This window comes from Streptomyces sp. NPDC001851 (assembly GCF_040297165.1).
GTDB lineage: Bacteria > Actinomycetota > Actinomycetes > Streptomycetales > Streptomycetaceae > Streptomyces.
Window position 1 is genome coordinate 149749 of sequence record NZ_JBEOYR010000007.1, and the last position, 25540, is coordinate 175288.

Annotated in this window: 19 protein-coding genes; 12 read left to right on the forward strand and 7 right to left on the reverse strand. The window is 69.3% G+C overall.

Annotated elements, in window-relative coordinates; genetic code table 11:
* Positions 1-114 precede the first annotated feature (114 nt).
* The 4 genes from ABT171_RS12300 to ABT171_RS12315 all read right to left on the reverse strand — a co-directional run bounded on the left by ABT171_RS12300 (position 115) and on the right by ABT171_RS12315 (position 5288).
* Positions 115-1731, reverse strand: coding sequence for a glycerol-3-phosphate dehydrogenase/oxidase (locus tag ABT171_RS12300; protein WP_351242623.1), 1617 nt, complete (start codon positions 1729-1731; stop codon positions 115-117).
* Positions 1732-1778: 47 nt separating this feature from the next.
* Positions 1779-3317: a glycerol kinase GlpK gene (glpK, locus tag ABT171_RS12305; RefSeq protein ID WP_351242625.1), complete on the reverse strand. Its 1539-nt coding sequence runs from the start codon at positions 3315-3317 to the stop codon at positions 1779-1781.
* A gap of 64 nt (positions 3318-3381) precedes the next feature.
* Entirely contained in the window at positions 3382-4176 is a 795-nt protein-coding gene (locus tag ABT171_RS12310) for an MIP/aquaporin family protein (RefSeq protein ID WP_351242627.1), read from the reverse strand.
* A 347-nt stretch (positions 4177-4523) separates the two neighbouring features.
* Positions 4524-5288 carry an IclR family transcriptional regulator gene (locus ABT171_RS12315; protein WP_351242629.1) on the reverse strand — a complete coding sequence of 255 codons (765 nt, stop codon included), beginning with the start codon at positions 5286-5288 and terminating at the stop codon, positions 4524-4526.
* Positions 5289-5614: 326 nt separating this feature from the next.
* Here ABT171_RS12315 and metH point away from each other — a divergent pair, with 326 nt between their 5' ends.
* The 4 genes from metH (at position 5615) to ABT171_RS12335 (ending at position 13714) form a co-directional block, all read left to right on the forward strand.
* A complete protein-coding gene (gene metH / locus ABT171_RS12320; RefSeq protein ID WP_351242631.1) occupies positions 5615-9130 on the forward strand; it encodes a methionine synthase in 3516 nt (1171 codons plus the stop codon).
* 164 nt (positions 9131-9294) lie between these two features.
* Entirely contained in the window at positions 9295-9996 is a 702-nt protein-coding gene (locus tag ABT171_RS12325) for an HAD family hydrolase (protein WP_351242633.1), read from the forward strand.
* A gap of 432 nt (positions 9997-10428) precedes the next feature.
* Positions 10429-12033 carry an ABC transporter substrate-binding protein gene (locus ABT171_RS12330; RefSeq protein WP_351242635.1) on the forward strand — a complete coding sequence of 535 codons (1605 nt, stop codon included), beginning with the start codon at positions 10429-10431 and terminating at the stop codon, positions 12031-12033.
* A gap of 100 nt (positions 12034-12133) precedes the next feature.
* A complete protein-coding gene (locus ABT171_RS12335) occupies positions 12134-13714 on the forward strand; it encodes an ABC transporter substrate-binding protein (protein ID WP_351242637.1) in 1581 nt (526 codons plus the stop codon).
* A gap of 91 nt (positions 13715-13805) precedes the next feature.
* Here ABT171_RS12335 and ABT171_RS12340 read toward each other — a convergent pair whose 3' ends face one another.
* Together ABT171_RS12340 and ABT171_RS12345 are read right to left on the reverse strand one after the other, a co-directional pair.
* A complete protein-coding gene (locus ABT171_RS12340; protein WP_351242639.1) occupies positions 13806-14477 on the reverse strand; it encodes a response regulator in 672 nt (223 codons plus the stop codon).
* Positions 14478-14530: 53 nt separating this feature from the next.
* Positions 14531-15430: a RecB family exonuclease gene (locus ABT171_RS12345; RefSeq protein WP_503075103.1), complete on the reverse strand. Its 900-nt coding sequence runs from the start codon at positions 15428-15430 to the stop codon at positions 14531-14533.
* A gap of 404 nt (positions 15431-15834) precedes the next feature.
* Between ABT171_RS12345 and ABT171_RS12350 the strand changes: the two genes are divergently transcribed.
* The 3 genes from ABT171_RS12350 (at position 15835) to ABT171_RS12360 (ending at position 19290) form a co-directional block, all read left to right on the forward strand.
* Positions 15835-17271, forward strand: a complete 1437-nt coding sequence (locus ABT171_RS12350) for a site-2 protease family protein (RefSeq protein WP_351242643.1) — start codon at positions 15835-15837, stop codon at positions 17269-17271.
* A gap of 271 nt (positions 17272-17542) precedes the next feature.
* Positions 17543-18445 (forward strand): tRNA (adenine-N1)-methyltransferase, encoded by a 903-nt coding sequence (locus ABT171_RS12355; RefSeq protein ID WP_069781830.1) that lies wholly within the window; start codon positions 17543-17545, stop codon positions 18443-18445.
* Between the two features lie 263 nt (positions 18446-18708).
* Complete coding sequence (locus ABT171_RS12360) at positions 18709-19290, forward strand: hypothetical protein (RefSeq protein WP_351242645.1); 582 nt, start codon at positions 18709-18711, stop codon at positions 19288-19290.
* Between the two features lie 19 nt (positions 19291-19309).
* Here the strand turns inward: ABT171_RS12360 and ABT171_RS12365 are convergent, their stop codons facing one another.
* A complete protein-coding gene (locus ABT171_RS12365) occupies positions 19310-19612 on the reverse strand; it encodes a ferredoxin (protein WP_351242647.1) in 303 nt (100 codons plus the stop codon).
* Between the two features lie 519 nt (positions 19613-20131).
* Here ABT171_RS12365 and arc point away from each other — a divergent pair.
* The 5 genes from arc (at position 20132) to prcB (ending at position 25487) form a co-directional block, all read left to right on the forward strand.
* Positions 20132-21898 (forward strand): proteasome ATPase, encoded by a 1767-nt coding sequence (arc, locus tag ABT171_RS12370; RefSeq protein ID WP_351242649.1) that lies wholly within the window; start codon positions 20132-20134, stop codon positions 21896-21898.
* Between the two features lie 232 nt (positions 21899-22130).
* Positions 22131-23642: a depupylase/deamidase Dop gene (dop, locus tag ABT171_RS12375; RefSeq protein WP_351242651.1), complete on the forward strand. Its 1512-nt coding sequence runs from the start codon at positions 22131-22133 to the stop codon at positions 23640-23642.
* Between the two features lie 174 nt (positions 23643-23816).
* Positions 23817-24035 carry a ubiquitin-like protein Pup gene (locus tag ABT171_RS12380; protein ID WP_020939002.1) on the forward strand — a complete coding sequence of 73 codons (219 nt, stop codon included), beginning with the start codon at positions 23817-23819 and terminating at the stop codon, positions 24033-24035.
* Between the two features lie 49 nt (positions 24036-24084).
* Positions 24085-24690, forward strand: coding sequence for an endonuclease VII domain-containing protein (locus tag ABT171_RS12385; RefSeq protein ID WP_351242653.1), 606 nt, complete (start codon positions 24085-24087; stop codon positions 24688-24690).
* Positions 24642-25487, forward strand: coding sequence for a proteasome subunit beta (gene prcB / locus ABT171_RS12390; RefSeq protein WP_351242655.1), 846 nt, complete (start codon positions 24642-24644; stop codon positions 25485-25487). The genes ABT171_RS12385 and prcB overlap by 49 nt, the downstream gene beginning before the upstream one ends.
* The last annotated feature ends 53 nt before the right edge of the window (positions 25488-25540 follow it).

The window sequence follows — 25540 nt, forward strand, 5'->3', positions numbered from 1 at the left end:
GGGCGGCCCCATCGGCGTGGGGCCGCCCCTCCCGGTCGTCCGGACCCGGTGCGGCGGTCCGGCGCTTCGGTGTGGCCGGTCCCGGTCGGGACGGCGGACCGGCCACACCGACGTCTACTTCTTGTCCAGCACGTCCTGCACCTTCGCCCGGACCTCGTCCGTGGCCAGGCCCCGGATGGTCAGCGTCGTACGGCGGCGCAGCACGTCGTCCGGCGTCTCGGCCCACTCGTGGTCGCGGGCCCACACGACCTGCGCCCAGATCTCCGGGGCGTCGGGGTGGACGCGCTCGGCCAGCTCCGGGTTCTCGTTGGCCAGGCGGGCGATGTCGAAGGCCAGGGAGCCGTAGTGGGTGGCCAGGTGCTTGGCGGTGTCGGCGGCCATGCGCGGGCCGGGAGCCGGGCCGTCCACCAGCAGGCGGTGCGCGACGGCGCGCGGGTTGGCGACACCGGGCAGCGGCAGCTTCTTCGGCAGCGAGGAGATCGGCTCGAAGTCGTCGCCGAGCGGGTGGCCCGGCAGCGACTCCAGCTTCTTCATGATCGTACGGCCGATGTGGCGGAACGTCGTCCACTTGCCGCCCGCGACGGACAGCATGCCGCCCTTGCCCTCGGTCACGACCGTCTCGCGCTTGGCCTTGGCGGTGTCACCGGGGCCGCCCGGCAGCACCCGCAGGCCGGCGAAGGCGTAGGTGATCAGGTCGCGCTTGAGCTGCTGGTCCCGGACGGAGAACGCGGCCTCGTCCAGGATCTGGGCTATGTCCTTCTCGTTGACGGACACGTCCGCCGGGTCGCCCTCGAACTCCTCGTCCGTGGTGCCGAGCAGCAGCATGTCCTCCCAGGGGAGGGCGAAGGTGATGCGGTACTTGTCGATCGGGGTCGCCAGCGCGGCCTTCCACGGAGAGGTCCGCTTCAGGACCAGGTGCGCGCCCTTGGACAGGCGGATGGACGGCGCCGCGTTCGGGTCCTCCATCTTGCGCAGGTGGTCCACCCACGGGCCGGTCGCGTTCAGCACCAGACGGGCGTTGACCCCGAACTCGTCACCCGAGGTGCGGTCCTTGAGGTCGGCGCCGGTGACCCGGCCGTTGGTGAAGCGCAGGCCGGTGACCTCGGCGTGGTTGAGGACGACCGCGCCCGCCTCGACGGCCGCGCGGACCGTCATCAGCGCCATGCGCGCGTCGTTCATCTGGTCGTCGCCGTACACGGCCACGGCCTTGAGGTTCTCGGTGCGCAGCTCGGGCACGTCCTGCGCCGCCTTGGCGGGCGAGAGCAGGTGGCCGACGCCGTCACCGAACGCGGAGAGCGCGGAGTAGGCGAACACGCCCGCGCCGAGCTTCGCCGCCCCGTGCGGGCCCCCCTTGTACACGGGGAGGTAGAAGGTGAGCGGGTTCGCCAGGTGGGGGGCCACCTGGCGGGAGACCGCACGGCGCTCGAAGTGGTTCTCCGCCACCAGCTTCACCGCGCCGGTCTGCAGGTAGCGCAGACCGCCGTGGAGCAGCTTGGAGGAGGCGGAGGAGGTGGCGCCGGCGAAGTCGCCGGCGTCGACCAGAGCCACCCTCAGGCCGGACTGCGCGGCGTGCCAGGCGGTGGAGATGCCCAGGATGCCGCCGCCGATCACCAGAAGGTCGTACGACGCCTTGGCGAGCTGCTCCCTGGTCTCGGCGCGGCTCGGGTTGGAGCCGGAGGCCGGGTGCGTCCCCAGGGCAGGCACGGTCTGCAGGGTGGACTGACTGGTCATGTCGGGTACTTACTCCTCGTCAGAGATGGCTGAGCTGGGGGAGCCGCTCAGCTCTCGTCCTCGATCCAGCCCATGGTCCGGTCGACGGCCTTGAGCCAGTTCTTGTACTCACGGTCGCGGGTGGCCGCGTCCATGCGGGGGGTCCATTCGGCGGCCCGGCGCCAGTTGGCGCGCAGTTCGTCGGTGCTGGACCAGAAGCCGACGGCGAGGCCGGCGGCGTAGGCGGCGCCGAGGCAGGTGGTCTCGGCGACCATCGGGCGCACCACGGGTGCGTCCAGGACGTCCGAAAGGGTCTGCATCAGCAGGTTGTTGGCGGTCATGCCGCCGTCGACCTTGAGGGTCACCAGCTCGTCGCCGGAGTCCTTGACCATGGCGTCGGCGATCTCCCGCGTCTGCCAGGCGGTGGCCTCAAGGACGGCGCGCGCGAGGTGCGCCTTGGTGACGTACCGGGTCAGACCGGCGATCACACCACGGGCGTCGGAACGCCAGTGCGGGGCGAACAGACCGGAGAAGGCCGGTACGAAGTAGGCACCGCCGTTGTCCTCGACCGAGAGCGCGAGCGTCTCGATCTCGGCGGCGGTGGAGATCAGGCCCATCTGGTCGCGCATCCACTGCACCAGGGAGCCGGTGACGGCGATCGAGCCCTCCAGGGCGTAGACCGTCGGCTGGTCGCCGATCTTGTAGCCGACCGTGGTCAGCAGACCGGCGTAGGAGTTGATGATCTTGTCACCGGTGTTCATCACCATGAAGGTGCCGGTGCCGTAGGTGGACTTGGTCTCGCCCTCGGAGAAGCAGGTCTGGCCGAACAGGGCCGCCTGCTGGTCGCCGAGCGCGGAGGCGACCGGGATGCCGCCGAGCAGGTCGCCCAGCTTGCCGCCGGTGACCTCGCCGTAGACCTCGGCCGAGGAGCGGATCTCCGGCAGGATCTGCAGCGGCACGCCGATCGACTCGGCGATCTTCTCGTCCCACTGCGTGGTGTGCAGGTTCATCAGCAGGGTGCGGGAGGCGTTGGTCACGTCGGTGACGTGCTTGCCGCCGTTGACACCACCGGTCAGGTTCCAGATGACCCAGGTGTCCATGGTGCCGAAGAGGATGTCGCCCGCCTCGGCGCGCTCGCGCAGGCCGTCGACGTTGTCGAGCAGCCAGCGGGCCTTGGGGCCGGAGAAGTACGAGGCCAGCGGCAGGCCGGTCTCGCGGCGGAAGCGGTCCTGGCCGACGTTGCGGCCCAGCTCCCGGCAGAGGGCGTCGGTGCGGGTGTCCTGCCAGACGAGGGCGTTGTAGACGGGCTCACCGGTGTTCTTGTCCCACAGCACGGTGGTCTCGCGCTGGTTGGTGATGCCGATGGCCTTGATGTCGTCACGGGTGATGCCGGCCTTCTGGATGGCCCCGGCGACGACTTCCTGGACGTTGGTCCAGATCTCGTTCGCGTTGTGCTCGACCCAGCCCGGCTTCGGGAAGATCTGCTCGTGCTCCTTCTGGTCGACGGAGACGATACGGCCGTCCCGGTCGAAGACGATGCAGCGCGAGGAGGTCGTGCCCTGGTCGATCGCCGCGATGAACGGGCCTGCGGTGTGGGCGTCGGTCACTGTGTGCTCCTGAAAGATCCGTGGTGAGGGGGCGGTACGTACAGCGCGTGCTTCGAGGTGATTCCTAAGCGAAGGCGACGTTGTATATGCCTGCGGCGATCGCGCCGCCGATCAGCGGACCGACCACCGGGATCCAGGCGTAGGCCCAGTCGGAACCGCCCTTGTTGGGCAGCGGCAGCAGGGCGTGCACGATGCGCGGGCCCAGGTCACGGGCCGGGTTGATCGCGTAGCCCGTCGGGCCGCCGAGGGAGAGACCGATCGACACCACCACGAGCGCGGTGATCAGACCGCCGAGGGTGCCGAGGCCGTTGCCCTTGTCGTTCAGGCCCTGCGTGAGGACCGCCAGGATCAGCACGACGGTGCCGATGATCTCCGTGGCGAGGTTCTGCGCCACGTTCCGGATCTCCGGACCGGTGGAGAAGATGCCGAGGACCGGTCCTGCGCCCTTCTCCTGGGCCTCGACCGCCTTGGCCGTGGTGGCCTGCGCGCCCGGGCCGCCGACGATCTCCTTGTCGGTCAGGTGCGCGTGGAACTGTCCGTAGTAGGCGACCCACACCAGGGTCGCGCCGATCATCGCGCCGAGCAGCTGGCCGGCGAGATAGGTCGGAACGTTGGTCCAGTCGCCGTCCTTGATGGCCAGGGCGACGGTGACGGCCGGGTTCAGGTGCGCACCGGAGAGCGGTCCGGAGATGTACACGGCCGTCAGGACGGCGAAGCCCCACCCGAAGGTGATGGCGAGCCAACCGGCGTTACGGGCCTTGGAGGCCTTCAGCGTGACGGCCGCGCAGACGCCGCCGCCGAGCAGGATGAGTATGGCGGTACCGATGGTCTCGCCGATGAAGATGTCGGAGCTGGACACCCGCGACTCCTTTGTCCTTCGTCCAGGGTTCGCCGAACCCCGGGTCCCACCGGGGGTTCTGGCGCCCTCGGGGGTGAGAGCGATGCCGGCCCTTGGCGTTGTCACACTCTAGCGCGTATTGCCGGTAGGTGTTCGACAATGCCGACCGATGGACGGGAGTCTGCTTCGGCGTTACGCATGCGTCAAGGGTTCTGTTATCGAAAACAGGATCGTTATTGATCGCTGCCGGTTATCACTCTTCGCGCGCTGACGTACGGTTTGGTCCGATATGTCCACTTTCAGGGTATGGCGACAACCGGAACGCCGCCCGGCGTCCCGGTTCACCCCCCAGGGGAGTGCTCAGCCCCTCAGAACCGCCCCGCGCCCAGGTCCCTGGACACCGCGCGGGCGCAGTCGCGCACCGCGGCGATCAGCTCGGAACGCAGCTCACCGTCCCGGCACAGCCGTTCCACGGCACCGGTGATACCGACCGCGCCCACGGGCATACGGCGCCGGTCGTGGACGGGCGCGGCGACCGACGCCACGCCCTCCCAGGTCTCCTCCACATCGGCCGCGTAGCCACGCGCGCGCGTCATGTCGAGAAGGTGCTCGAAGTCGTCCATGTCGCACACCGTGCGGTCCGTGAAGGGCTTGCGGTCGGCCTCCAGCGCCTCGCTGTGCGCGACCGGGTCGTAGGCCGAGAGCACCTTGCCCAGCGCGGTGGAGTGCAGCGGCTGCATCGCGCCGATCTCCAGCACCTGCCGGCTGTCGTCCGGCCGGAAGACGTGGTGCACGATCAGCACGCCCTGCTGGTGCAGCACTCCCAGGTACACGCTCTCGCCGCTGGACCGGGCCAGATCGTCCGTCCACACCAGGGCCCGCGCCCGCAGCTCGTGCACGTCCAGATAGGTGGTCCCCAGGCGCAGCAGCTCCGCGCCCAGCTGGTAGCGCCCGGAGGCGTCGTCCTGCTCCACGAACCCCTCCTGCTGGAGGGTGCGCAGGATGCCGTGGGCGGTGCCCTTGGCGAGACCCAGTGACGAGGCGATGTCCGACAGGCCGAGCCGTCGCTCGCCGCCCGCGAGCAGCCGCAGCATCGCGGCCGCCCGTTCGAGCGACTGGATGTTCCGTGCCATCGCCGTCCTGCCTCCGTCCCCTTCGACTGCCGCCCAACGCGGCCGTACCGTCCGCCGGTGACGACCTGTCGTGCACCGTCATCCGTTCCGTTACCCGCCGTTCGGCAATGTCGAACACTACCGGTCCATGCCGACCTCCCGCTAATGGTCGGACGCCACCTGTTACATCACACGTGACCTGGCCGTGGCACACGGGCCACCCGCGTCCGGCCTGTGGACGCCGCTGCCCATCCAAGCCCACTGCCGGTTACTCTGGCGCCGTGCGGCATCCCCGCCCGCCGGGGAAGCCGCATAGCCGACAGCCGTCGCACCTAGGGAGCCCCTTCATGGCCTCGTTGCCACCGTCCCCTTCCGCCGACAGCCGGACCCGTGCGTCCGCGCTCCGCCAGGCGCTCGCCACCCGGGTGGTGGTCGCCGACGGAGCCATGGGCACCATGCTCCAGGCCCAGGAACCCACGCTTGAGGACTTCCAGCAGCTCGAAGGCTGCAACGAGATCCTCAACCTCACCCGCCCCGACATCGTCCGCTCCGTCCACGAGGCGTACTTCGCCGTGGGCGTCGACTGCGTCGAGACCAACACCTTCGGGGCCAACCACTCCGCCCTCGGCGAGTACGACATCTCCGAGCGCGTGTACGAGCTGTCCGAGGCCGGCGCCCGGGTCGCCCGCGAGGTCGCCGACGACTTCACCGCCCAGGACGGCCGCCCCCGCTGGGTCCTCGGCTCGATCGGCCCCGGCACCAAGCTGCCGACCCTCGGCCACGCCCCGTACACCACCCTGCGCGACGCCTACCAGCGCAACGCCGAGGGCCTGGTCACCGGCGGCGCCGACGCACTGCTCGTGGAGACCACCCAGGACCTGCTGCAGACCAAGGCCGCCGTCCTCGGCGCCCGGCGTGGCCTCGATGCCCTCGGCCTGGACCTTCCGGTCATCGTGTCCGTCACCGTCGAGACCACCGGCACCATGCTGCTGGGCTCCGAGATCGGCGCGGCCCTCACCGCGCTGGAGCCGCTCGGCATCGACATGATCGGCCTGAACTGCGCCACCGGCCCGGCCGAGATGAGCGAGCACCTGCGCTACCTCGCCCGCAACGCCCGTATCCCGCTGTCCTGCATGCCCAACGCGGGCCTGCCCGTCCTCGGCAAGGACGGCGCCCACTACCCGCTGAGCGCGCCCGAGCTGGCCGACGCCCAGGAGACCTTCGTCCGCGAGTACGGCCTCTCGCTCGTCGGCGGCTGCTGCGGCACCACCCCCGAGCACCTGCGCCAGGTCGTCGACCGCGTCAGGGACCTCACCCCGCCCGCCCGTGACCCGCGTCCCGAGCCGGGCGCGGCATCGCTGTACCAGTCGGTGCCGTTCCGCCAGGACACCTCCTACCTGGCCATCGGCGAGCGCACCAACGCCAACGGCTCCAAGAAGTTCCGCGAGGCCATGCTCCAGGGCCGCTGGGACGACTGCGTGGAGATGGCGCGGGAGCAGATCCGCGAGGGCGCGCACATGCTCGACCTGTGCGTGGACTACGTCGGCCGCGACGGCGTCGCCGACATGGAGGAACTCGCCGGCCGCTTCGCCACCGCCTCCACCCTGCCGATCGTGCTGGACTCCACCGAGGTCGACGTCATCCAGGCGGGCCTGGAGAAGCTCGGCGGCCGCGCGGTCATCAACTCCGTGAACTACGAGGACGGCGACGGCCCCGACTCCCGCTTCGCGCGCGTCACCCGGCTGGCCCGTGAGCACGGCGCCGCGCTGATCGCGCTGACCATCGACGAGGAGGGCCAGGCCCGCACCCCCGAGAAGAAGGTCGAGATCGCCGAACGGCTGATCGCCGACCTGACCGGGAACTGGGGCATCCGTGAGGAGGACATCCTCATCGACACCCTGACCTTCACCATCTGCACCGGTCAGGAGGAGTCCCGCAAGGACGGCATCGCCACCATCGAGGCCATCCGCGAGCTGAAGCGGCGCCACCCGGCCGTACAGACCACCCTCGGTCTGTCCAACATCTCCTTCGGCCTGAACCCCGCGGCCCGCATCCTGCTCAACTCCGTCTTCCTCGACGAGTGCGTCAAGGCGGGCCTGGACTCGGCGATCGTCCACGCCTCCAAGATCCTGCCGATCGCCCGGTTCACCGAGGAAGAGGTGCAGACGGCCCTCGACCTGATCCACGACCGCCGCAGTGAGGGCTACGACCCCCTCCAGAAGCTCATGCAGCTCTTCGAGGGCGCCACCGCCAAGTCCCTCAAGGCCGGCAAGGCCGAGGAGCTGGCCGCGCTGCCGCTGGAGGAGCGCCTCAAGCGGCGCATCATCGACGGCGAGCGCAACGGCCTGGAGGCCGACCTGGATCTCGCTCTCGCCGAGCGGCCCGCCCTGGACATCGTCAACGAGACCCTGCTGGACGGCATGAAGGTCGTCGGTGACCTGTTCGGCTCCGGGCAGATGCAGCTGCCGTTCGTGCTGCAGTCCGCCGAGGTCATGAAGGCGGCCGTCGCCCACCTCGAACCGCACATGGAGAAGTCGGACGCCGAGGGCAAGGGCACCATCGTCCTCGCGACCGTCCGCGGCGACGTGCACGACATCGGCAAGAACCTCGTCGACATCATCCTGTCCAACAACGGCTACAACGTCGTCAACCTGGGCATCAAGCAGCCCGTCTCCGCGATCCTGGAAGCCGCCGAGGAGCACCGGGCCGACGTCATCGGCATGTCCGGGCTGCTGGTGAAGTCCACCGTGATCATGAAGGAGAACCTGGAGGAGCTGAACCAGCGCGGCCTGGCCGCCCGCTTCCCCGTCATCCTCGGCGGCGCCGCCCTGACCCGCGCCTACGTCGAACAGGACCTGCACGAGGTCTACGAGGGCGAGGTCCGCTACGCCCGCGACGCCTTCGAGGGCCTGCGCCTGATGGACGCCCTCATCGGCGTCAAGCGCGGCCTGCCCGGTGCCAAGCTGCCCGAACTCAGGCAGCGCAGGGTCCGCGCGACGGCCGCCAGCGTGGTCGAGGAGCGCCCGGAGGAGGGGCACGTCCGCTCCGACGTGGCCACCGACAACCCGGTGCCGACCCCGCCCTTCTGGGACACCCGGATCGTCAAGGGCATCCAGCTCAAGGAGTACGCGAGCTGGCTCGACGAGGGCGCGCTGTTCAAGGGCCAGTGGGGGCTGAAGCAGGCCCGCACCGGCGAGGGACCGACGTACGAGGAACTGGTGGAGAGCGAGGGCCGGCCCCGGCTGCGCGGCCTCCTGGACCGGCTGCAGACGGAGAACCTGCTCGAAGCGGCCGTCGTCTACGGCTACTTCCCCTGCGTCTCCAAGGACGACGACCTGATCATCCTCGACGAGCACGGCAACGAACGCACCCGGTTCACCTTCCCGCGCCAGCGCCGCGGGCGCCGGCTGTGCCTGGCCGACTTCTTCCGCCCGCAGGAGTCGGGGGAGACCGACGTCGTCGGCCTCCAGGTCGTCACCGTCGGCTCGCGCATCGGCGAGGAGACCGCGAAGCTCTTCGAGGCCAACTCCTACCGCGACTACCTCGAACTGCACGGTCTGTCCGTCCAGTTGGCCGAGGCGCTCGCCGAGTACTGGCACGCCCGGGTCCGCTCCGAACTCGGCTTCGCCGGTGAGGACCCGGCCGACATCGAGGACATGTTCGCCCTCAAGTACCGGGGTGCCCGCTTCTCCCTGGGCTACGGCGCCTGCCCCGACCTGGAGGACCGCGCCAAGATCGCGGACCTGCTCCGGCCGGAGCGGATCGGCGTCCACCTGTCCGAGGAGTTCCAGCTGCACCCCGAGCAGTCCACGGACGCCATCGTGATCCATCATCCGGAGGCGAAGTACTTCAACGCCCGCTGAGCCCTCCCGGGGGTCGGCCGAGGGCGCCCTCGCGCCGGGGTGCCACACGCCACGAGTGATATACGAGGCGTTTCCGGCGTCGGCGGCGTACACTTGTCGGCCCACTACAGGCCGGTTCCCTGTCCGGGAACCGGCCTGCTCGTCCCTCAAGGAGGTGCGCCCGGATGACCAGCACGGTCCCCGCGCTCGGAACCCGTACGGCGGAAGGCTCAGCCCTGCAGGCCGTGCTCCTGGACATGGACGGCACCCTGGTGGACACCGAGGGCTTCTGGTGGGACGTCGAGGTCGAGGTCTTCGCCGGCCTCGGCCACCCCCTGGACGACTCCTGGCGGCACGTCGTCGTCGGCGGACCCATGACCCGCAGCGCGGGCTTCCTCCTGGAAGCCACCGGCGCCGACATCACCCTCGACGAACTCACCGTGCTGCTCAACGAGGGCTTCGAGGACCGCATCGACCGTGCCCTGCCGATGATGCCGGGCGCCGCCCGCCTGCTGGCCGAACTCCACGAGCACGCCATCCCCACGGCCCTGGTCTCGGCCTCCCACCGGCGCATCATCGACCGCGTGCTGAGCGTGCTGGGCCCCCACCACTTCGCCCTGTCCATCGCCGGCGACGAGGTCACCCGCACCAAGCCCTTCCCCGACCCCTACCTGCTCGCCGCCGCCGGCCTCGGTGCGGAGCCGGAGAGATGCGCGGTGGTCGAGGACACCGCGACCGGCGTCGCCGCCGCCGAGGCCGCGGGCTGCCGCGTGGTCGCCGTACCCTCCGTCGCCCCCATCACCCCGGCCGAGGGACGCACCGTCGTGACCTCTCTGGAACAGGTCGACCTGGCATTTCTACGCGGCCTGATGACGGAAATGCGCTAGCCCTTCACACTGGGTGCCATGTCCATTGGCCCGGTTGGACAAATTTCCGGGGAAGTACACCCGAGTGGAATTCCGGTCGGCCGTGCGGCCGAAATTCTGCTGACTCGTCACACAGTTGGAACTGTGACGTTCGCCACCCTCTAAGGGCTCGACAATCCTGACCAAGTGTGCTGATCACCCTTGCTAGGGCCCGGCTGTCGGGTCTTTGTGTCCCGATTGGTGGGAAGCTGCACTAATCCTGCCGCTGTCGGGTTTTCGGTGTGTCCGCACCTGGTTCCCCTGCGTGATGGCGGGTCAACTCACGCGGCTGTGAACCCCCCTGCGGGCGCGGACTAATCTCGTCGCGAGAACATCGCCGCAACCCCCCGTGACCGCCGCACCACCCATGCATGCCGGATACACGGACACGAACAGCTCTGGAGAAACTCCCCGATGAACCGCAAGACTTTGGTGCTGCCGGCGGTGGCCGGCCTGCTCACCCCGGTTCTCGCCGCGTGCGGCGGATCCGACAGCGGGAGCAAGAGCGGCGACGCCATCGTCGTCGGCACCACGGACCGGTTCACCGCCACCAGCGACGCCCCGGCGCCCCTCGACCCCGCCTACGCCTACGACGTCGGCACCTGGAACATCCTGCGCCAGACCGTGCAGACGCTGATGGCGCAGCCCAAGGGTGAGGGAGACCCCGTCCCGGACGCCGCCGAGAGCTGCTCCTTCACCGACAGCGGCAGCGAACGCTACGCCTGCAAGCTCCGCGACGGCCTGAAGTTCGCCAGCGGCGACCCGGTGACCGCCCAGGACGTCAAGTTCTCCATCGAGCGCGCCCTGCGCATCAAGTCCGACAGCGGCGTGTCCGCCCTGCTGAACACCATCGACACCATCGAGACGCAGGGCGACCGCGAGGTCATCTTCCACCTCAAGACGGCCGACGCCACGTTTCCGTACAAGCTGTCCACCCCGGTCGCGGGCATCATCAACCCGAAGGACTACAAGAAGGACAAGCTGCGCGACGGATTCGACGTCGACGGCTCGGGCCCCTACACCTTCCAGGCCGACGTCAGCGGCAACGCGATCACCACCGCCACCTTCACCAAGAACCCCACCTACAAGGGTGCCGTGGCGGTGAACAACGACAAGGTCGAACTGCGTTCCTTCAGCGACGCCGACGCCATGGGCGCCGCCATCGACAAGGGTGACATCGACGTCATGACCCGCACCATGTCGCCCGCCCAGATCCAGAAGCTGGACGCCGGCAGCGACGACAAGGCCGACCTGGTCGACATGCCGGGCCTGGAGATCCGCTACCTGGCCTTCAACACCAACGCGCCGACGGTGAAGTCCAAGGCCGTACGCCAGGCCATGGCCCAGCTCATCGACCGCGCGGCCCTCGTCTCCAAGGTCTACGGCACCCAGGCCGAGCCGCTGTACTCGCTGGTCCCGGCCACCGTCACCGGCCACTCCAACTCGTTCTTCAACAAGTACGGCAACCCCAGCGTCGCCAAGGCCAAGGGCCTGCTGACCGGGGCCGGCATCACCACCCCGGTCAAGCTGACCCTGCACTACACCACCGACCACTACGGCTCCGCCACCAAGAAGGAGTTCGAGGTCCTGCAGCAGCAGCTCAACAGCAGCGGCCTGTTCGACGTCTCCATCCAGGGCCACACCTGGGACACCTTCCGCCCGGCGGAGAAGAAGGGCCAGTACGACGTCTACGGCATGGGCTGGTTCCCCGACTTCCCGGACGCCGACAACTTCCTCGCGCCCTTCCTCGACAAGGACAACTTCCTCGGCTCGCCGTACTCCAACGGCACCATCCAGCACACCCTGATCCCTCAGTCCCGCCGCGAGGCCAACCGGCTCAACGCCGCCAAGAGCCTGACGGAGATCCAGGACACGGTCGCCGACGACGTCCCCGTGCTGCCGCTGTGGCAGGGCAAGCAGTACGTCGCCGCGCGCAGCGACATCACCGGTGTCGCCTACGCCCTCAACTCCTCCTCGACGCTTCAGCTGTGGGAGCTCGGCCGCGGTGTGAGCGGCTGACGGCTCTCTCATCCGGGGGCCAGGAACCACTGCCTCCGGGACAACCCGGGACCAGGACGGCGGCCCCGGGATGACGAACCGACGACAAGGCACATTTCAAGTGAACATGCGCAACCAGTGGCCAGTCCTGCCCATCGTGGCGGGTCTGGCCTCCGGCCTGTTGACCGGCTGCGGCTCGGAGACCGGTGATTCCGGGGGTACCGGCTCCTCCGTGGTGATGGGGATGTCCGACGACGTCCTCGCCACGGACCCGGCATCCGGCTACGACCCCGGCTCCTGGCTGTTGTTCGACAACGTCTTCCAGTCGCTGCTCAGCTTCCCCAAGGGCGGCACCCAGCCCCAGCCGGAACTGGCGAAGGAGTGCTCCTTCACCGACTCCCGCGCCACGGAGTACCGGTGCGTCCTCAAGAACGGCCTGAAATTCAGCAACGGTGACGCCCTCACCTCGAAGGACGTGAAGTTCTCCTTCGACCGCATGCTGAAGATCAACGACCCCGCCGGGCCCGCGATCATGTTCCCGATGCTCGGCAGCGTCGACACCCCCGACGCGAAGACGGTCGTCTTCCACCTGAAGACCTCCGACGCCACCTTCCCCAGCAAGATCGCCTCCGGTGCCGGCTCCATCGTCGACCACCGCCAGTACGACGCGGGCGGCCTGCGCACCGACCACCAGGCCGTCGGCTCCGGCCCCTACAAGCTGGACTCCTTCGACAAGGACCAGGCGGTCTTCTCCGTCAACGACAACTACCAGGGCACCGCCAAGGTCAAGAACTCCGGCGTCACCCTGAAGTTCTTCCACGGCGACCGCACCGCCCTGAAGAAGGCCCTGACCGACGGCGACATCGACCTCGCCTACCGAGGCCTGTCCGCCTCCGACGTCGCCGGCCTCGACCGGCAGGACGGCAGCAAGGGCATCGACGTCATCGAGGGAACCAGCGCCGAAGTCCAGCACCTGGTCTTCAACGTGAAGGACCCGGTCGCCGGAAAACTCGGCGTCCGCAAGGCCATGGCCTACCTCATCGACCGCGACGCCCTCATCAAGAACGTCTACCAGGGCACCGCCACCCCGCTGTACTCGATCATCCCGGCGGGCATCGTCGGCCACAACACCGCCTTCTTCGACACCTACGGCGCCCGCCCCTCCCGGGCCAAGGCTGCCGCCGCACTGCGCGCCGACGGCATCACCGGCAAGGTCAAGCTCACCCTGTGGTCCACGCCGTCGCGTTACGGCCCCGCCACCGACGAGGAACTGAAGGCCATCGCCGGACAGCTCAACGCCAGCGGCCTGTTCGACGCCGACGTCAAGTCCGTCGCCTTCGACCAGTACGAGAAGGACATCACCGCCGGCAAGTACGGCGTCTACGTCAAGGGCTGGGTGCCCGACTACCCGGACGCCGACAACTTCACCGCGCCGTTCTTCGGCAAGGGCAACGTGCTGGACAACAACTACAGCAACCGCACCATCTCCGGCACCCTCATCCCGGACACCGCCGCGCAGAGCGACCGGGCCGCCACCGACAAGGACTTCAGCCGGCTGCAGCAGATCGTCGCCACCGAACTGCCCGTCCTGCCCGTCTGGCAGGCCAAGCAGTACGCGGTCGTCCGTGACGGCGTCTACGGCCTGGAGTACTGCCTGGACGCCTCCACCGTGTTCCGGTTCTGGGAACTCAGCAAGAGCTGACACCGCGGTCAGCGCGGCCGCCGCAGACACCGAAGGGCGCCCTTCTCCCCGCGGGAAGGGCGCCCTTCGGCGTCGTCACCGAACCGTCCGCCTACTGCGCGCCGGGACGCACCAGCCCGCTCTCGTACGCGTACACCGCCGCCTGCACCCGGTCCCGCAGACCCAACTTGGTCAGCACATGCCCCACATGCGTCTTCACCGTCGTCTCACTGACGAACAGGTCGGCCGCGATCTCCGCGTTCGACAGGCCGCGCGCCACCAGCTTCAGCACCTCCACCTCACGGTCGGTGAGCGTGTTCAGCGTGTCCGGTACCGGCTCCTCACCGGAGGGCAGGTGCGTGGCGTACTTGTCCAGCAGCCGGCGCGTGATGCTCGGCGCCAGCATCGCCTCACCGGCCGCGACCACCCGGATCGCCTGCACCAGCTCGTCGGCCGGCGCGTCCTTCAGCAGAAAGCCGCTGGCCCCGGCCCGCAGCGCCTCCACCACATACTCGTCCAGATCGAACGTCGTCAGCACCAGCACCTTCGCCGGACCGTCCCGGCCCGGCCCGGTGATCTGCCGGGTCGCCTCCACCCCGTCCATCCGCGGCATACGGATGTCCATCAGCACGACGTCCGGCTGCAGAGCCCGCACCTGATCGAGGGCCTGCAGGCCGTCACCGGCCTCGCCCACGACCGCGATGTCCTGCTCGGCCTCCAGGATCATCCGGAAACCCGTACGCAGCAGGGGCTGGTCGTCGACAAGTAGGACACGGATGGCCACGTGACACTCCTTCGCTAGTCACGGCCCATTCTGCCCTGCCCGGCCTCTCCGCCTCACACCGTCCCGGACTCGGGCGCCCGCACCGGCAGCGGATACGGCGGCGGAGTGCCCCCGAACTCCGGGCAGTGCGCCTGATGGTCGCACCAGCCGCACAACTTCGTCGGCCGCGGCCGCCACTCCCCGGTCTCCGTGGCCTGTCTGATGGCGTCCCACAACGCGTGCAGCTTGCGCTCGACCCGCTCCAGATCGGCGAGGACCGGGTCGTAGGTCAGCACATCCCCGCTGCCGAGATAGACCAGCTGGAGCCGGCGCGGCACGACCCGCTTCAACCGCCACACCACCAGGGCGTAGAACTTCATCTGGAACAGCGCCCCCTCCGAGTACTCCGGCCTCGGCGCCTTCCCCGTCTTGTAGTCGACGATCCGCACCTCACCCGTCGGCGCCACATCCACCCGGTCGATGATCCCGCGCAGCCGCAGCCCCGACTCCAGCTCGGTCTCCACGAACAACTCCCGCTCGGCCGGCTCCAGACGCGTCGGATCCTCCAGCGTGAACCAGCGCTCGACCAGCCGCTCGGCCTCCGCCAGCCACCCGGCCAGCCGCTCCCCCTCCGGGTCGTCGGCGAACAGCTCCGTGACCTCCGGCCTGCTCTCCCGCAGCCGGTCCCACTGACCCGGGATCAGCGCCTTGGCCCGCGGCGCGGTCCGCTCCGCCGCCGGCGCGTCGAACAGCCGCTCCAGCACCGCGTGCACCAGCGTGCCCCGCGTCGCCGCCGCGCTCGGCTTCTCCGGCAGCCGGTCGATCACCCGGAACCGGTACAACAGCGGACACTGCATGAAATCGCCGGCCCGGGAAGGCGACAGGGACGTGGGCGCCATGGCGACACGCTCACCACCAGCTCCGGCGGCGACCGCCCCCACGGGCACCACACCGGACTCGGGGGACGCCTCCAAGGCCGAGGACGCCTCGGAACCGGGGCATTCCGCGACCACCGGGGACGCCTCCGAAGCGGAGGACGCGTCCGCGGAGCGAGGTGGCGCCCCGGTCGCCTCCACAGCCGTCGACGGGCTCGGCACCGGCACGGGAGCCGACAGGGGCGCCGTCGCCGGTGCCTCGCCCGGATCCGTCTGCTCGGCGCGGTCCGGCAGGGCTCCCGCGTCCTCGATGCTGCTGTCCATGCCCACAGACCTTACGGCCCGCCACTGACAGTCACCCAGCCGCCGCCCGGCCCGGCCGCGCGATCACGCGGCGAACACAACGGGTAGCCGGGGCGGAACACGCCCCCACGGCCGCATACCATCGACCGGAGACCCTTCCGTCCGGCAGGTGCGGAAGACGCTTCGAACGAGGGGACACCGTGGACGTGAGCGGCGGGAGCGGGCAACCGGGGTCCGGCAACGACGAGCCGGCCGAGCACCCCGCGGGTCCAACGGCCCCGGCCACCGGCCCCACCCGCCCCGCCGGCCCGGAGCGCCGAGAACCCCCGGCACCCCCAGCCGCCGAGCCCGGCACCGAGAACACCGGCGACGGGACCGCCGACGCGGACGCCGACGCAACCAGCGGCGGTGCCGAGCCCGAGCACAGGTCGCCCGCCCCCTCCGGCATCGCCAAGGGCGAACCGCCGCAGCCACGCCCCAGGGAACCCGGAGGGGGCATCCTCATGGGCCGGCCGTTCGGCGTGCCGGTGTACGTCGCGCCGAGCTGGTTCCTCGTCGCCGCCCTGATCACCTGGGTCTTCGGCGGCCAGCTCGACCGCGTCCTGCCCGAACTGGGCGCCGCCCGCTACCTGGTCTCCCTGTTCTTCGCCGTCGCCTTCTACGCGTCCGTCCTGGTCCACGAACTGGCCCACACGGTCGCCGCGATCCGCTTCAAGCTCCCGGTCCGCCGCATCCAGCTGCAGTTCTTCGGCGGCGTCTCCGAAATCGAGAAAGAGGCCGAGACCCCCGGCCGGGAATTCGTCCTCGCCTTCGTCGGCCCCCTGCTCTCCCTGGTCCTCGCCGGACTGTTCTACCTCGCCATGAAACCCGTCGACCCCGGCACCGTCACCGGCGTCCTGCTGGCCGGCCTGATGATCTCCAACCTCATCGTGGCGATCTTCAACCTCCTCCCCGGCCTGCCCCTCGACGGCGGCCGCATGCTCCGCGCCGTCGTCTGGAAGATCACCGGCAAACCCATGAGCGGCACCATCGCCGCCGCCTGGGTCGGCCGCGCCCTCGCCGTCGCCGTTCTCATCGGCCTGCCCCTGCTCAACCAGTCCGGCGCCCTCGGCGGCGACAGCACCGACACGAGCGGCATGGACACCGTCACCGACGCCCTGCTCGCCGCCATCCTCGCCGCGATCATCTGGACCGGCGCCGGCAACAGCCTGCGCATGGCCCGCCTGCGCGAACACCTCCCCGACCTGCGCGCCCGCACCCTCACCCGGCGCGCCGTGCCCGTCCAGACCGACACCCCGCTCTCCGAAGCCCTGCGCCGCGCCAACGCCGCCGGAGCCCGCGCCCTCGTCGTCGTCGACGCCCACGGCAACCCCCTCTCCCTGGTCCGCGAGTCCGCCATCGTCGGCGTACCCGAACACCGCCGCCCCTGGGTCCCCGTCAGCGGCCTCGCCCAGGACCTGACCGACGGCATGCGCGTCTCCGCCGAGCTCGCCGGAGAAGAACTCCTCGACGTCCTGCGCGCCACCCCCGCCACCGAATACCTCGTCATCGAGGAAACCGGCGAGATCTACGGCGTCCTGTCCGCAGCAGACGTCGAACGCGCCTTCGTCAAGGCCATGGCCCGCCCGCCCGCCTAGGGCCTGTCTGACAATTCGCGTCGTCGCCCGAAGGGCGGCCGCGCGGCGTCAGGTGCGTGCTCTGGGGGTCCCCCCGGCCGAAGGCTGGGGGAGTGCCGGCCCCAGACCCTCGTACTGGACGTACTTGGGTCTGGGGCCGGTGCGGCGAGTGGGGGCACCTCCCGCGCCCTTGAGGCAGCGGGGGAGCGTGCATGGCGTCGCGCGGCAGACGGGAATTGTCAGACAGGCACTAGTGGTCGGCGCCCCCCGCAGCTGCCGGTAGTCTGGTCACATGTCCGAACCGACCGGTGCCGCCCGCAGGCGCGGGCCCTTCAAGGTCGGGGACCAGGTACAGCTGACCGACCCCAAGGGCCGCCACTACACGTTCACGCTCGAAGCCGGGAAGAACTTCCACACCCACAAGGGCTCCTTCCCGCACGACGAACTGATCGGCGCTCCCGAGGGCAGCGTTGTCCGCACCACCGGCAACGTCGCCTACCTCGCGCTGCGCCCCCTGCTCCCCGACTACGTCCTGTCCATGCCCCGCGGGGCAGCCGTCGTCTACCCCAAGGACGCGGGGCAGATCCTCGCCTTCGCCGACATCTTCCCCGGCGCACGCGTCGTCGAAGCCGGCGTCGGCTCCGGCTCCCTCAGCAGCTTCCTGCTGCGCGCCATCGGCGACCAGGGCATGCTGCACTCCTACGAGCGCCGCGAGGACTTCGCCGAGATCGCCAAGCAGAACGTCGAGCGCTACTTCGGCGGCCCGCACCCCGCCTGGCAGCTCACCGTCGGCGACCTCCAGGACAACCTGTCCGACACCGACGTCGACCGCGTCATCCTCGACATGCTCGCCCCCTGGGAATGCCTGGAGGCCGTCTCCAAGGCGCTCGTCCCCGGCGGCATCCTGTGCTGCTACGTGGCCACCACCACCCAGCTCGCCCGGACCGTGGAATCCATCCGCGAGATCGGCTGCTTCAACGAGCCGACCGCCTGGGAAACCATGATCCGCAACTGGCACATCGAGGGCCTGGCCGTCCGCCCCGACCACCGCATGATCGGCCACACCGGCTTCCTGCTCACCGCCCGCCGCCTCGCCGACGGAGTCGAGCCCCCCATGCGCCGCCGCCGCCCCGCCAAGGGCGCCTACGGCGAGGACTACGCCGGACCCAACGCCGACGGCGGCACCGGCCGCTGACCGGCCCGCCACCGCACACACCACACAGAGCACAACGCACGGGCGCCGTGCCCGAGTTCCCCCGCACACACGGGAACCCGGGCACGGCGCCCGCACGTTGACACCACACCAGGACACCGCACACCCCCGACGGCTCCAACACCCCCCGCCCGCGAGCCCCCCGCCTGCGGGAACCCCGGACCCCGCCGTTCCCCCGCACTGTGACGTGTGGCACCATGCTGGCCACCCCACCGGCACAGCCCCCCTCACAGGAGACACTCCTAGTGCAGCAATCCGCCGTTCCGGAGCTCGCCCACACCCACACCCGGCCCATCCACTGGGTCGCCACCGCCACAGCAGTCGCCGGCGTCGTGGCCCTCTCCTCCGTCGTACAGCCCGGATCGGCCACGGCCGCCCAGCCCGCCACCGGCACACACACCAAATCCGCCACCACCGCCGTCGCACCGCCCAGCACCACCGGCGTGGACTTCCCGCTCCAGTGCGGACCCGTCAAAGCCGTGGTCGCCAAGAAAGCCACCGGAGACCTCGACGGCGACGGCACACCGGAAACCGTCGCCGTCGTCCACTGCGACTCCGCCATGGGCACCCCACCCGACGGCGTCTACGTCCTCACCCGCTCCACCGGCAACGGCACACCACGCATCGTCGCCACCCTCGTCGACCCCGGGAACCGGCTCACCGTCACCGACCTCTCCCTCCACGCACGGACGGTCGGCGCCACCCTCCTCGGCTACTCCTCCGACGCCGTCCCCAACTGCTGCCCCGACCTCAAGACCCCGGTCACATGGCACTGGAACGGCAGCACGTTCATCCGCTCCACCCCCGCCGACGCCCACAGCGTCTGACACCGGGCCCGGCCGGGACTCACTCCGCGTCGGGCCCGTACACCTCGACCCCGTCCGCGACCCGGCGCACATGAATGCACTCGCCGGGACACTCCCTCGCCGAATCCACCACATCCGCCAGCAGCGGCAACGGCACGGGCACCGTCGCCCCCGCAGCCTGCAACAGCTCCTCGTCCGCGCCCTTCACATAGGCCAGCCCGTCGATGTCCAGCTCGAACACCTCAGGGGCGTACTGGGCGCAGATCCCGTCACCGGTACACAGATCCTGATCGATCCAGACCTCCAGCGCCTCCCCGCCCGGGGCCTCCTGCTGCACGGTCACCTCTCCTGCCGTCGATGCGCCGGACGGAACCGGCACCGCACGGGCCAGCCGGGTCCGCACCAGCGGCTGTTGAACACCCCCGACCCTACCTCCGCCCGCCTTCCACCCGCGCTCCACCGCCACGGGTTTCCACCCCCGCCCCCTCGGGTACCAGCGCCCGACCAGAACAACGGCGTCCCCGTCCCGGCACCCACCACATCAAGCCGAGCCGGCCGTGACACCGCCCGCCCGAACCGTCGCTCTGCGTAACGATCGTACGAGCGCACCGAGTGCTGCCCGCGCACAGGCCCCACCGGCCCGACCGGACAACTCCAGCCAGTCCTGAAGGGTTTTGACCACGCAATGCCCGGAACAAGCTGCTTCCCCATCACGTTGAGTGGGTATCCCCTCCGTGCGAGGGAGAGCGCACCGGGTGACCGACGACACACCTTGACAGTCTTGGTGATCTAGGGGTTTCAATCGACACCCACCCAGGTAGGGTCTGGAAGCGTCCAGCTCCCCTTGGAGGAGGTGAGGACCGTGGCAGCCCACGACGACGACATGAACCGCGGCATCCGCCCGGGACGAGGGTCCGACGACCCGGCCGGGCAGATCGCCTACCTTGAGCAGGAGATCGCCGTCCTGCGACGCAAGCTCGCCGACTCTCCGCGACACACGAGGATTCTCGAAGAGCGGATCGTCGAGCTGCAGACCAACCTGGCCGGCGTGTCCGCCCAGAACGAACGGCTGGCCAACACCCTCCGCGAGGCCCGCGATCAAATCGTGGCCCTCAAGGAAGAGGTCGACCGGCTCGCCCAGCCGCCCGCCGGCTTCGGCGTCTTCCTGCAGGCCAACGAGGACGGCACCGCGGACATCTTCACCGGAGGCCGAAAGCTCCGCGTGAACGTCAGCCCCAGCGTCGACCTCGACGACCTCAGGCGCGGCCAGGAAGTCATGCTCAACGAAGCGCTCAACGTGGTCGAAGCCATGGAGTTCGAGCGCGTCGGCGACATCGTCACCCTCAAGGAAATCCTTGAGGACGGCGAACGCGCCCTCGTACTGGGCCACACCGACGAGGAACGGGTGGTACGGCTCGCCGAGCCGCTGCTGGACGTCACCATCCGCGCCGGCGACGCCCTCCTGCTCGAACCCCGCTCCGGCTACGTCTACGAGGTCGTCCCCAAGAGCGAGGTCGAAGAACTCGTCCTCGAAGAAGTCCCCGACATCGGCTACGAACAGATCGGCGGCCTCGGCAACCAGATCGAAGCCATCCGGGACGCCGTCGAGCTGCCCTACCTCTACCCCGACCTCTTCAAGGAGCACGAGCTCCGCCCGCCCAAGGGCGTCCTGCTCTACGGCCCCCCCGGCTGCGGAAAGACACTCATCGCCAAGGCCGTCGCGAACTCGCTGGCCAAAAAGGTCGCCGAGGTCACCGGCCAGGCCGCCGGCAAGAGCTTCTTCCTCAACATCAAGGGCCCCGAGCTCCTCAACAAGTACGTCGGCGAGACCGAACGGCAAATCCGCCTCGTCTTCCAGCGAGCCCGCGAAAAGGCCAGCGAGGGCACCCCCGTCATCGTCTTCTTCGACGAGATGGAATCCCTCTTCCGCACCCGCGGCTCCGGCGTCAGCTCCGACGTGGAGAACACCATCGTCCCCCAGCTGCTCGCCGAGATCGACGGTGTGGAAGGCCTGCAGAACGTGGTCGTCATCGGCGCCTCCAACCGCGAGGACATGATCGACCCCGCCATCCTGCGCCCCGGCCGCCTCGACGTGAAAATCAAGATCGAGCGCCCCGACGCCGAAGCCGCCAAGGACATCTTCGGCAAATACCTCACCGAACGCCTCCCGCTGCACGCCGACGACCTCGGTGAACACGGCGGGGACAAGGCCACCACCGTCCAGAGCATGATCCAGACGGCGGTCGAGCAGATGTACGCCGAATCCGAGGAGAACCGCTTCCTGGAAGTCACCTACGCCAACGGCGACAAGGAAGTCCTCTACTTCAAGGACTTCAACTCCGGCGCCATGATCGAGAACATCGTCGGACGCGCCAAGAAGATGGCGATCAAGGACTTCCTCGAAAAGAACCAGAAGGGCCTCCGCGTCTCCCACCTCCTCCAGGCCTGCGTGGACGAGTTCAAGGAGAACGAAGACCTGCCCAACACCACCAACCCCGACGACTGGGCCCGCATCTCCGGAAAGAAGGGCGAGCGGATCGTCTACATCCGCACCCTCATCACCGGAAAGCAGGGCGCGGACACCGGACGCTCCATCGACACGGTGGCGAACACCGGTCAGTACCTGTAACGGCAGGGCGGCTGCGGGTGCCCTCACCGGGTACCCGCAGCCGACTGTTTTTCTGGCCACGACCGGAGCAGGCAATGACGCAAATGATCTCCCCACCAGCGCAAAGGCGTTCTAGGCTCGTTCCTACCGCCGAGTCGCGCAGTGCGGGGACGGGCACCGCACACGCACCGGAGCGCCAGCGGTACGTGAGCGGCGCCCACGACCGAGGGTGCCGCCGGGCAAGGAGGGCCGCATGACCGTACGGCGAGTAATGGGCATCGAGACGGAGTACGGGATCTCCGTCCCCGGCCACCCCAACGCCAATGCCATGCTCACCTCATCCCAGATCGTCAACGCCTACGCGGCGGCGATGCACCGGGCCCGCCGGGCCCGCTGGGACTTCGAGGAGGAAAACCCGCTGCGAGACGCGCGAGGCTTCGACCTCGCCCGGGAGGCCGCCGACGCAAGCCAGCTCACCGACGAGGACATCGGCCTCGCCAACGTCATCCTCACCAACGGCGCACGGCTCTACGTCGACCACGCCCACCCGGAATACAGCGCCCCGGAGGTCACCAACCCGCGCGACGCCGTCCTGTGGGACAAGGCCGGCGAGCGGATCATGGCGGAAGCGGCGGAGCGGGCGGCCCAGCTCCCCGGCGCCCAGCCCATCCACCTCTACAAGAACAACACCGACAACAAGGGCGCCAGCTACGGCACGCACGAGAACTACCTGATGAAGCGGGAAACCCCCTTCTCGGACATCGTGCGCCACCTCACCCCCTTCTTCGTCTCCCGCCAGGTCTTCGCCGGCGCCGGCCGCGTCGGCATCGGCCAGGACGGCCACGAACACGGCTTCCAGCTCAGCCAGCGCGCCGACTACTTCGAAGTCGAGGTCGGCCTGGAGACGACACTGAAGCGCCCGATCATCAACACGAGGGACGAGCCGCACGCCGACGCGGAAAAATACCGCCGCCTCCACGTGATCATCGGCGACGCCAACCTCTCCGAGATCTCGACCTACCTCAAGCTGGGCACGACCTCACTGGTCCTGGCCATGATCGAGGACGGCTTCATCGCGGTCGACCTGGCCGTCGACCAGCCCGTACGCACGCTGCACCAGGTCTCCCACGACCCGTCGCTCAAGCGCATGATCACGCTCCGTAGCGGCAGGACGCTGACCGCGGTCCAGCTGCAGATGGAGTACTACGAGCTCTCCCGCAAGTACGTCGAGGAGCGCTACGGCGCCGACGCCGACGAACAGACCAAGGACATCCTGACCCGCTGGGAGGACACCCTCACCCGGCTGGAGAACGACCCCATGAGCCTGGCCGGCGAGCTGGACTGGGTCGCCAAACGCGAGCTGATGGAGGGCTACCGCCGCCGCGACAGCCTCGACTGGGACGCCGCGCGCCTCCACCTCGTCGACCTCCAGTACGCCGACGTACGCGCCGAGAAGGGCCTCTACAACCGCCTCGTGGCCCGCGGACGCATGAAGCGCCTGCTGGCCGAGTCCGAGGTCGACAGGGCCCGTACGAAGCCGCCGGAGGACACCCGTGCGTACTTCCGCGGACGGTGCCTGGAGCAGTACGCCGACGACGTGGCCGCGGCCAGCTGGGATTCGGTCATCTTCGACCTCCCCGGCCGGGACTCGTTGCAGCGCGTCCCAACCCTGGAACCGCTACGCGGAACGCGAAATCACGTCAAGGAGCTGCTGGACCGCTGCCGCACGGCGGAAGACCTGGTCAGGGTCCTGTCGGGCGGCTGAGCGGGCCAGGGGGGTACTCGGCCCCGACCCGGGCGGAACAGGGTGGAAATCCCCCCGCCCGGGAATCATCGAGGTGGCCCCCGCACGTTGTGGAAACTGCGGGGCCGATGTCGGACCCGGCTTGTAGGGTCTGATCATCACCGATCGGCAGGCGAACTGAGCGGGGTGAGGGTTATGGCAACCAAGGACACCGGCGGCGGCCAGCAGAAGGCGACGCGGTCCACCGAGGAGGTCGAGGAGCAGGCGCAGGACGCGCAGGCTTCGGAGGACCTCAAGGAACGGCACGAGAAGCTGTCGGACGATGTGGACTCCGTGCTGGACGAAATCGATGACGTACTCGAGGAGAACGCCGAGGATTTCGTGCGCTCGTTCGTGCAAAAAGGCGGCGAGTAAAGGCAAATCCGTCCTGGAGCCTTCGAAGTGAAGGTCGCTGGGGGACTAAGTGGCAGGGGAACCGAACGCGAAGGAATGCGGGAAATGCGGGCGGGAGCTGCCTCTTGCCGCCTTCGCGCGCGACAGGAATCGACGTGACGGCCTTCAGGTGTACTGCCGGGAGTGCGTGGCCGAGTACAGTGCCGCGCACTACCGGCGCCGCCGGGAAGCCATGGGGAAGCCGGTCCGGGAGAAGGTGGATGTCCCGGGTGGGCACAAGCTCTGTCGGAGCTGTGGCCAGGTGAAGCCGCACAGCGAATGGCATCGCAACGCGACCGCTTCCGATGGGTTGTCGACGCGCTGCAAGGCATGTCGCGCTGCACTCGGACGAGAGGACCATCTGGGGCGCACGTACGGCCTCACCAAAGCCGAACGCGACGCGCTGGTCGCCTCCCAAGGCGGCGCCTGCTGCATATGTCTTGCGGCTCCGCCCGCACATGTGGATCACTGCCATGAGACGGGTAGGGTCCGTGGCGTACTGTGCTTCAGCTGCAACGCCGCACTGGGGCAGTTCAAGGATCAGCCCGAGGTCATAAGGCGGGCTGCTGCATACGTGGAAGGAAACGCGTGGAAGCCAACACTCGTAGCACCGGGCGTCTACCAGCTGCCTTCCTGACGCCAGGGTCCTCCTCCTTCATGGACTTCCTCTCCGAGCACCAGCCCGAGCTGCTGCCCGGCAACCGGCAGCTGCCGCCCACCCAGGGGGTGATCGAGGCGCCGCACGGGACGACCATCGTGGCCGTCACCTTCCCCGGGGGCGTCGTGCTCGCCGGTGACCGTCGCGCCACCATGGGCAATGTGATCGCTCAGCGGGACATCGAGAAGGTGTTCCCGGCGGACGAGTACTCCGCCGTGGGTATCGCCGGCACCGCCGGTCTGGCCGTGGAGATGGTCAAGCTCTTCCAGCTGGAGCTGGAGCACTTCGAGAAGGTCGAGGGCGCCCAGCTGTCGCTGGAGGGCAAGGCGAACCGGCTGTCGACGATGATCCGGTCCAACCTGGGCATGGCCATGCAGGGCCTGGCGGTCGTGCCGCTCTTCGCCGGGTACGACCTGGACCGGGAGAAGGGGCGGATCTTCTCCTACGACGTCACGGGCGGGCGCAGCGAGGAGCACAACTTCGCGGCGACGGGTTCCGGCTCGCTCTTCGCGCGTGGTGCGATGAAGAAGCTGTTCCGTGCCGACCTGACCGAGGAGCAGGCGACCACGCTGGTGGTGCAGGCTCTGTACGACGCGGCTGACGACGACTCGGCGACCGGTGGTCCCGATGTCGCCCGCCGGATCTACCCGATCATCACCGTGATCACCGAGGACGGTTTCCGCCGGCTCACCGAGGACGAGTCGTCCGAGCTGTCCCGTGCGGTGCTCCAGCGGCGCCTGGAGGAGCCCGACGGCCCCAAGGCCGCGCTGCTCTGAGTGCGGGCCCCGGTTTCTTATCAAGGTGATCCAGTGACCATGACAGAAAGGGA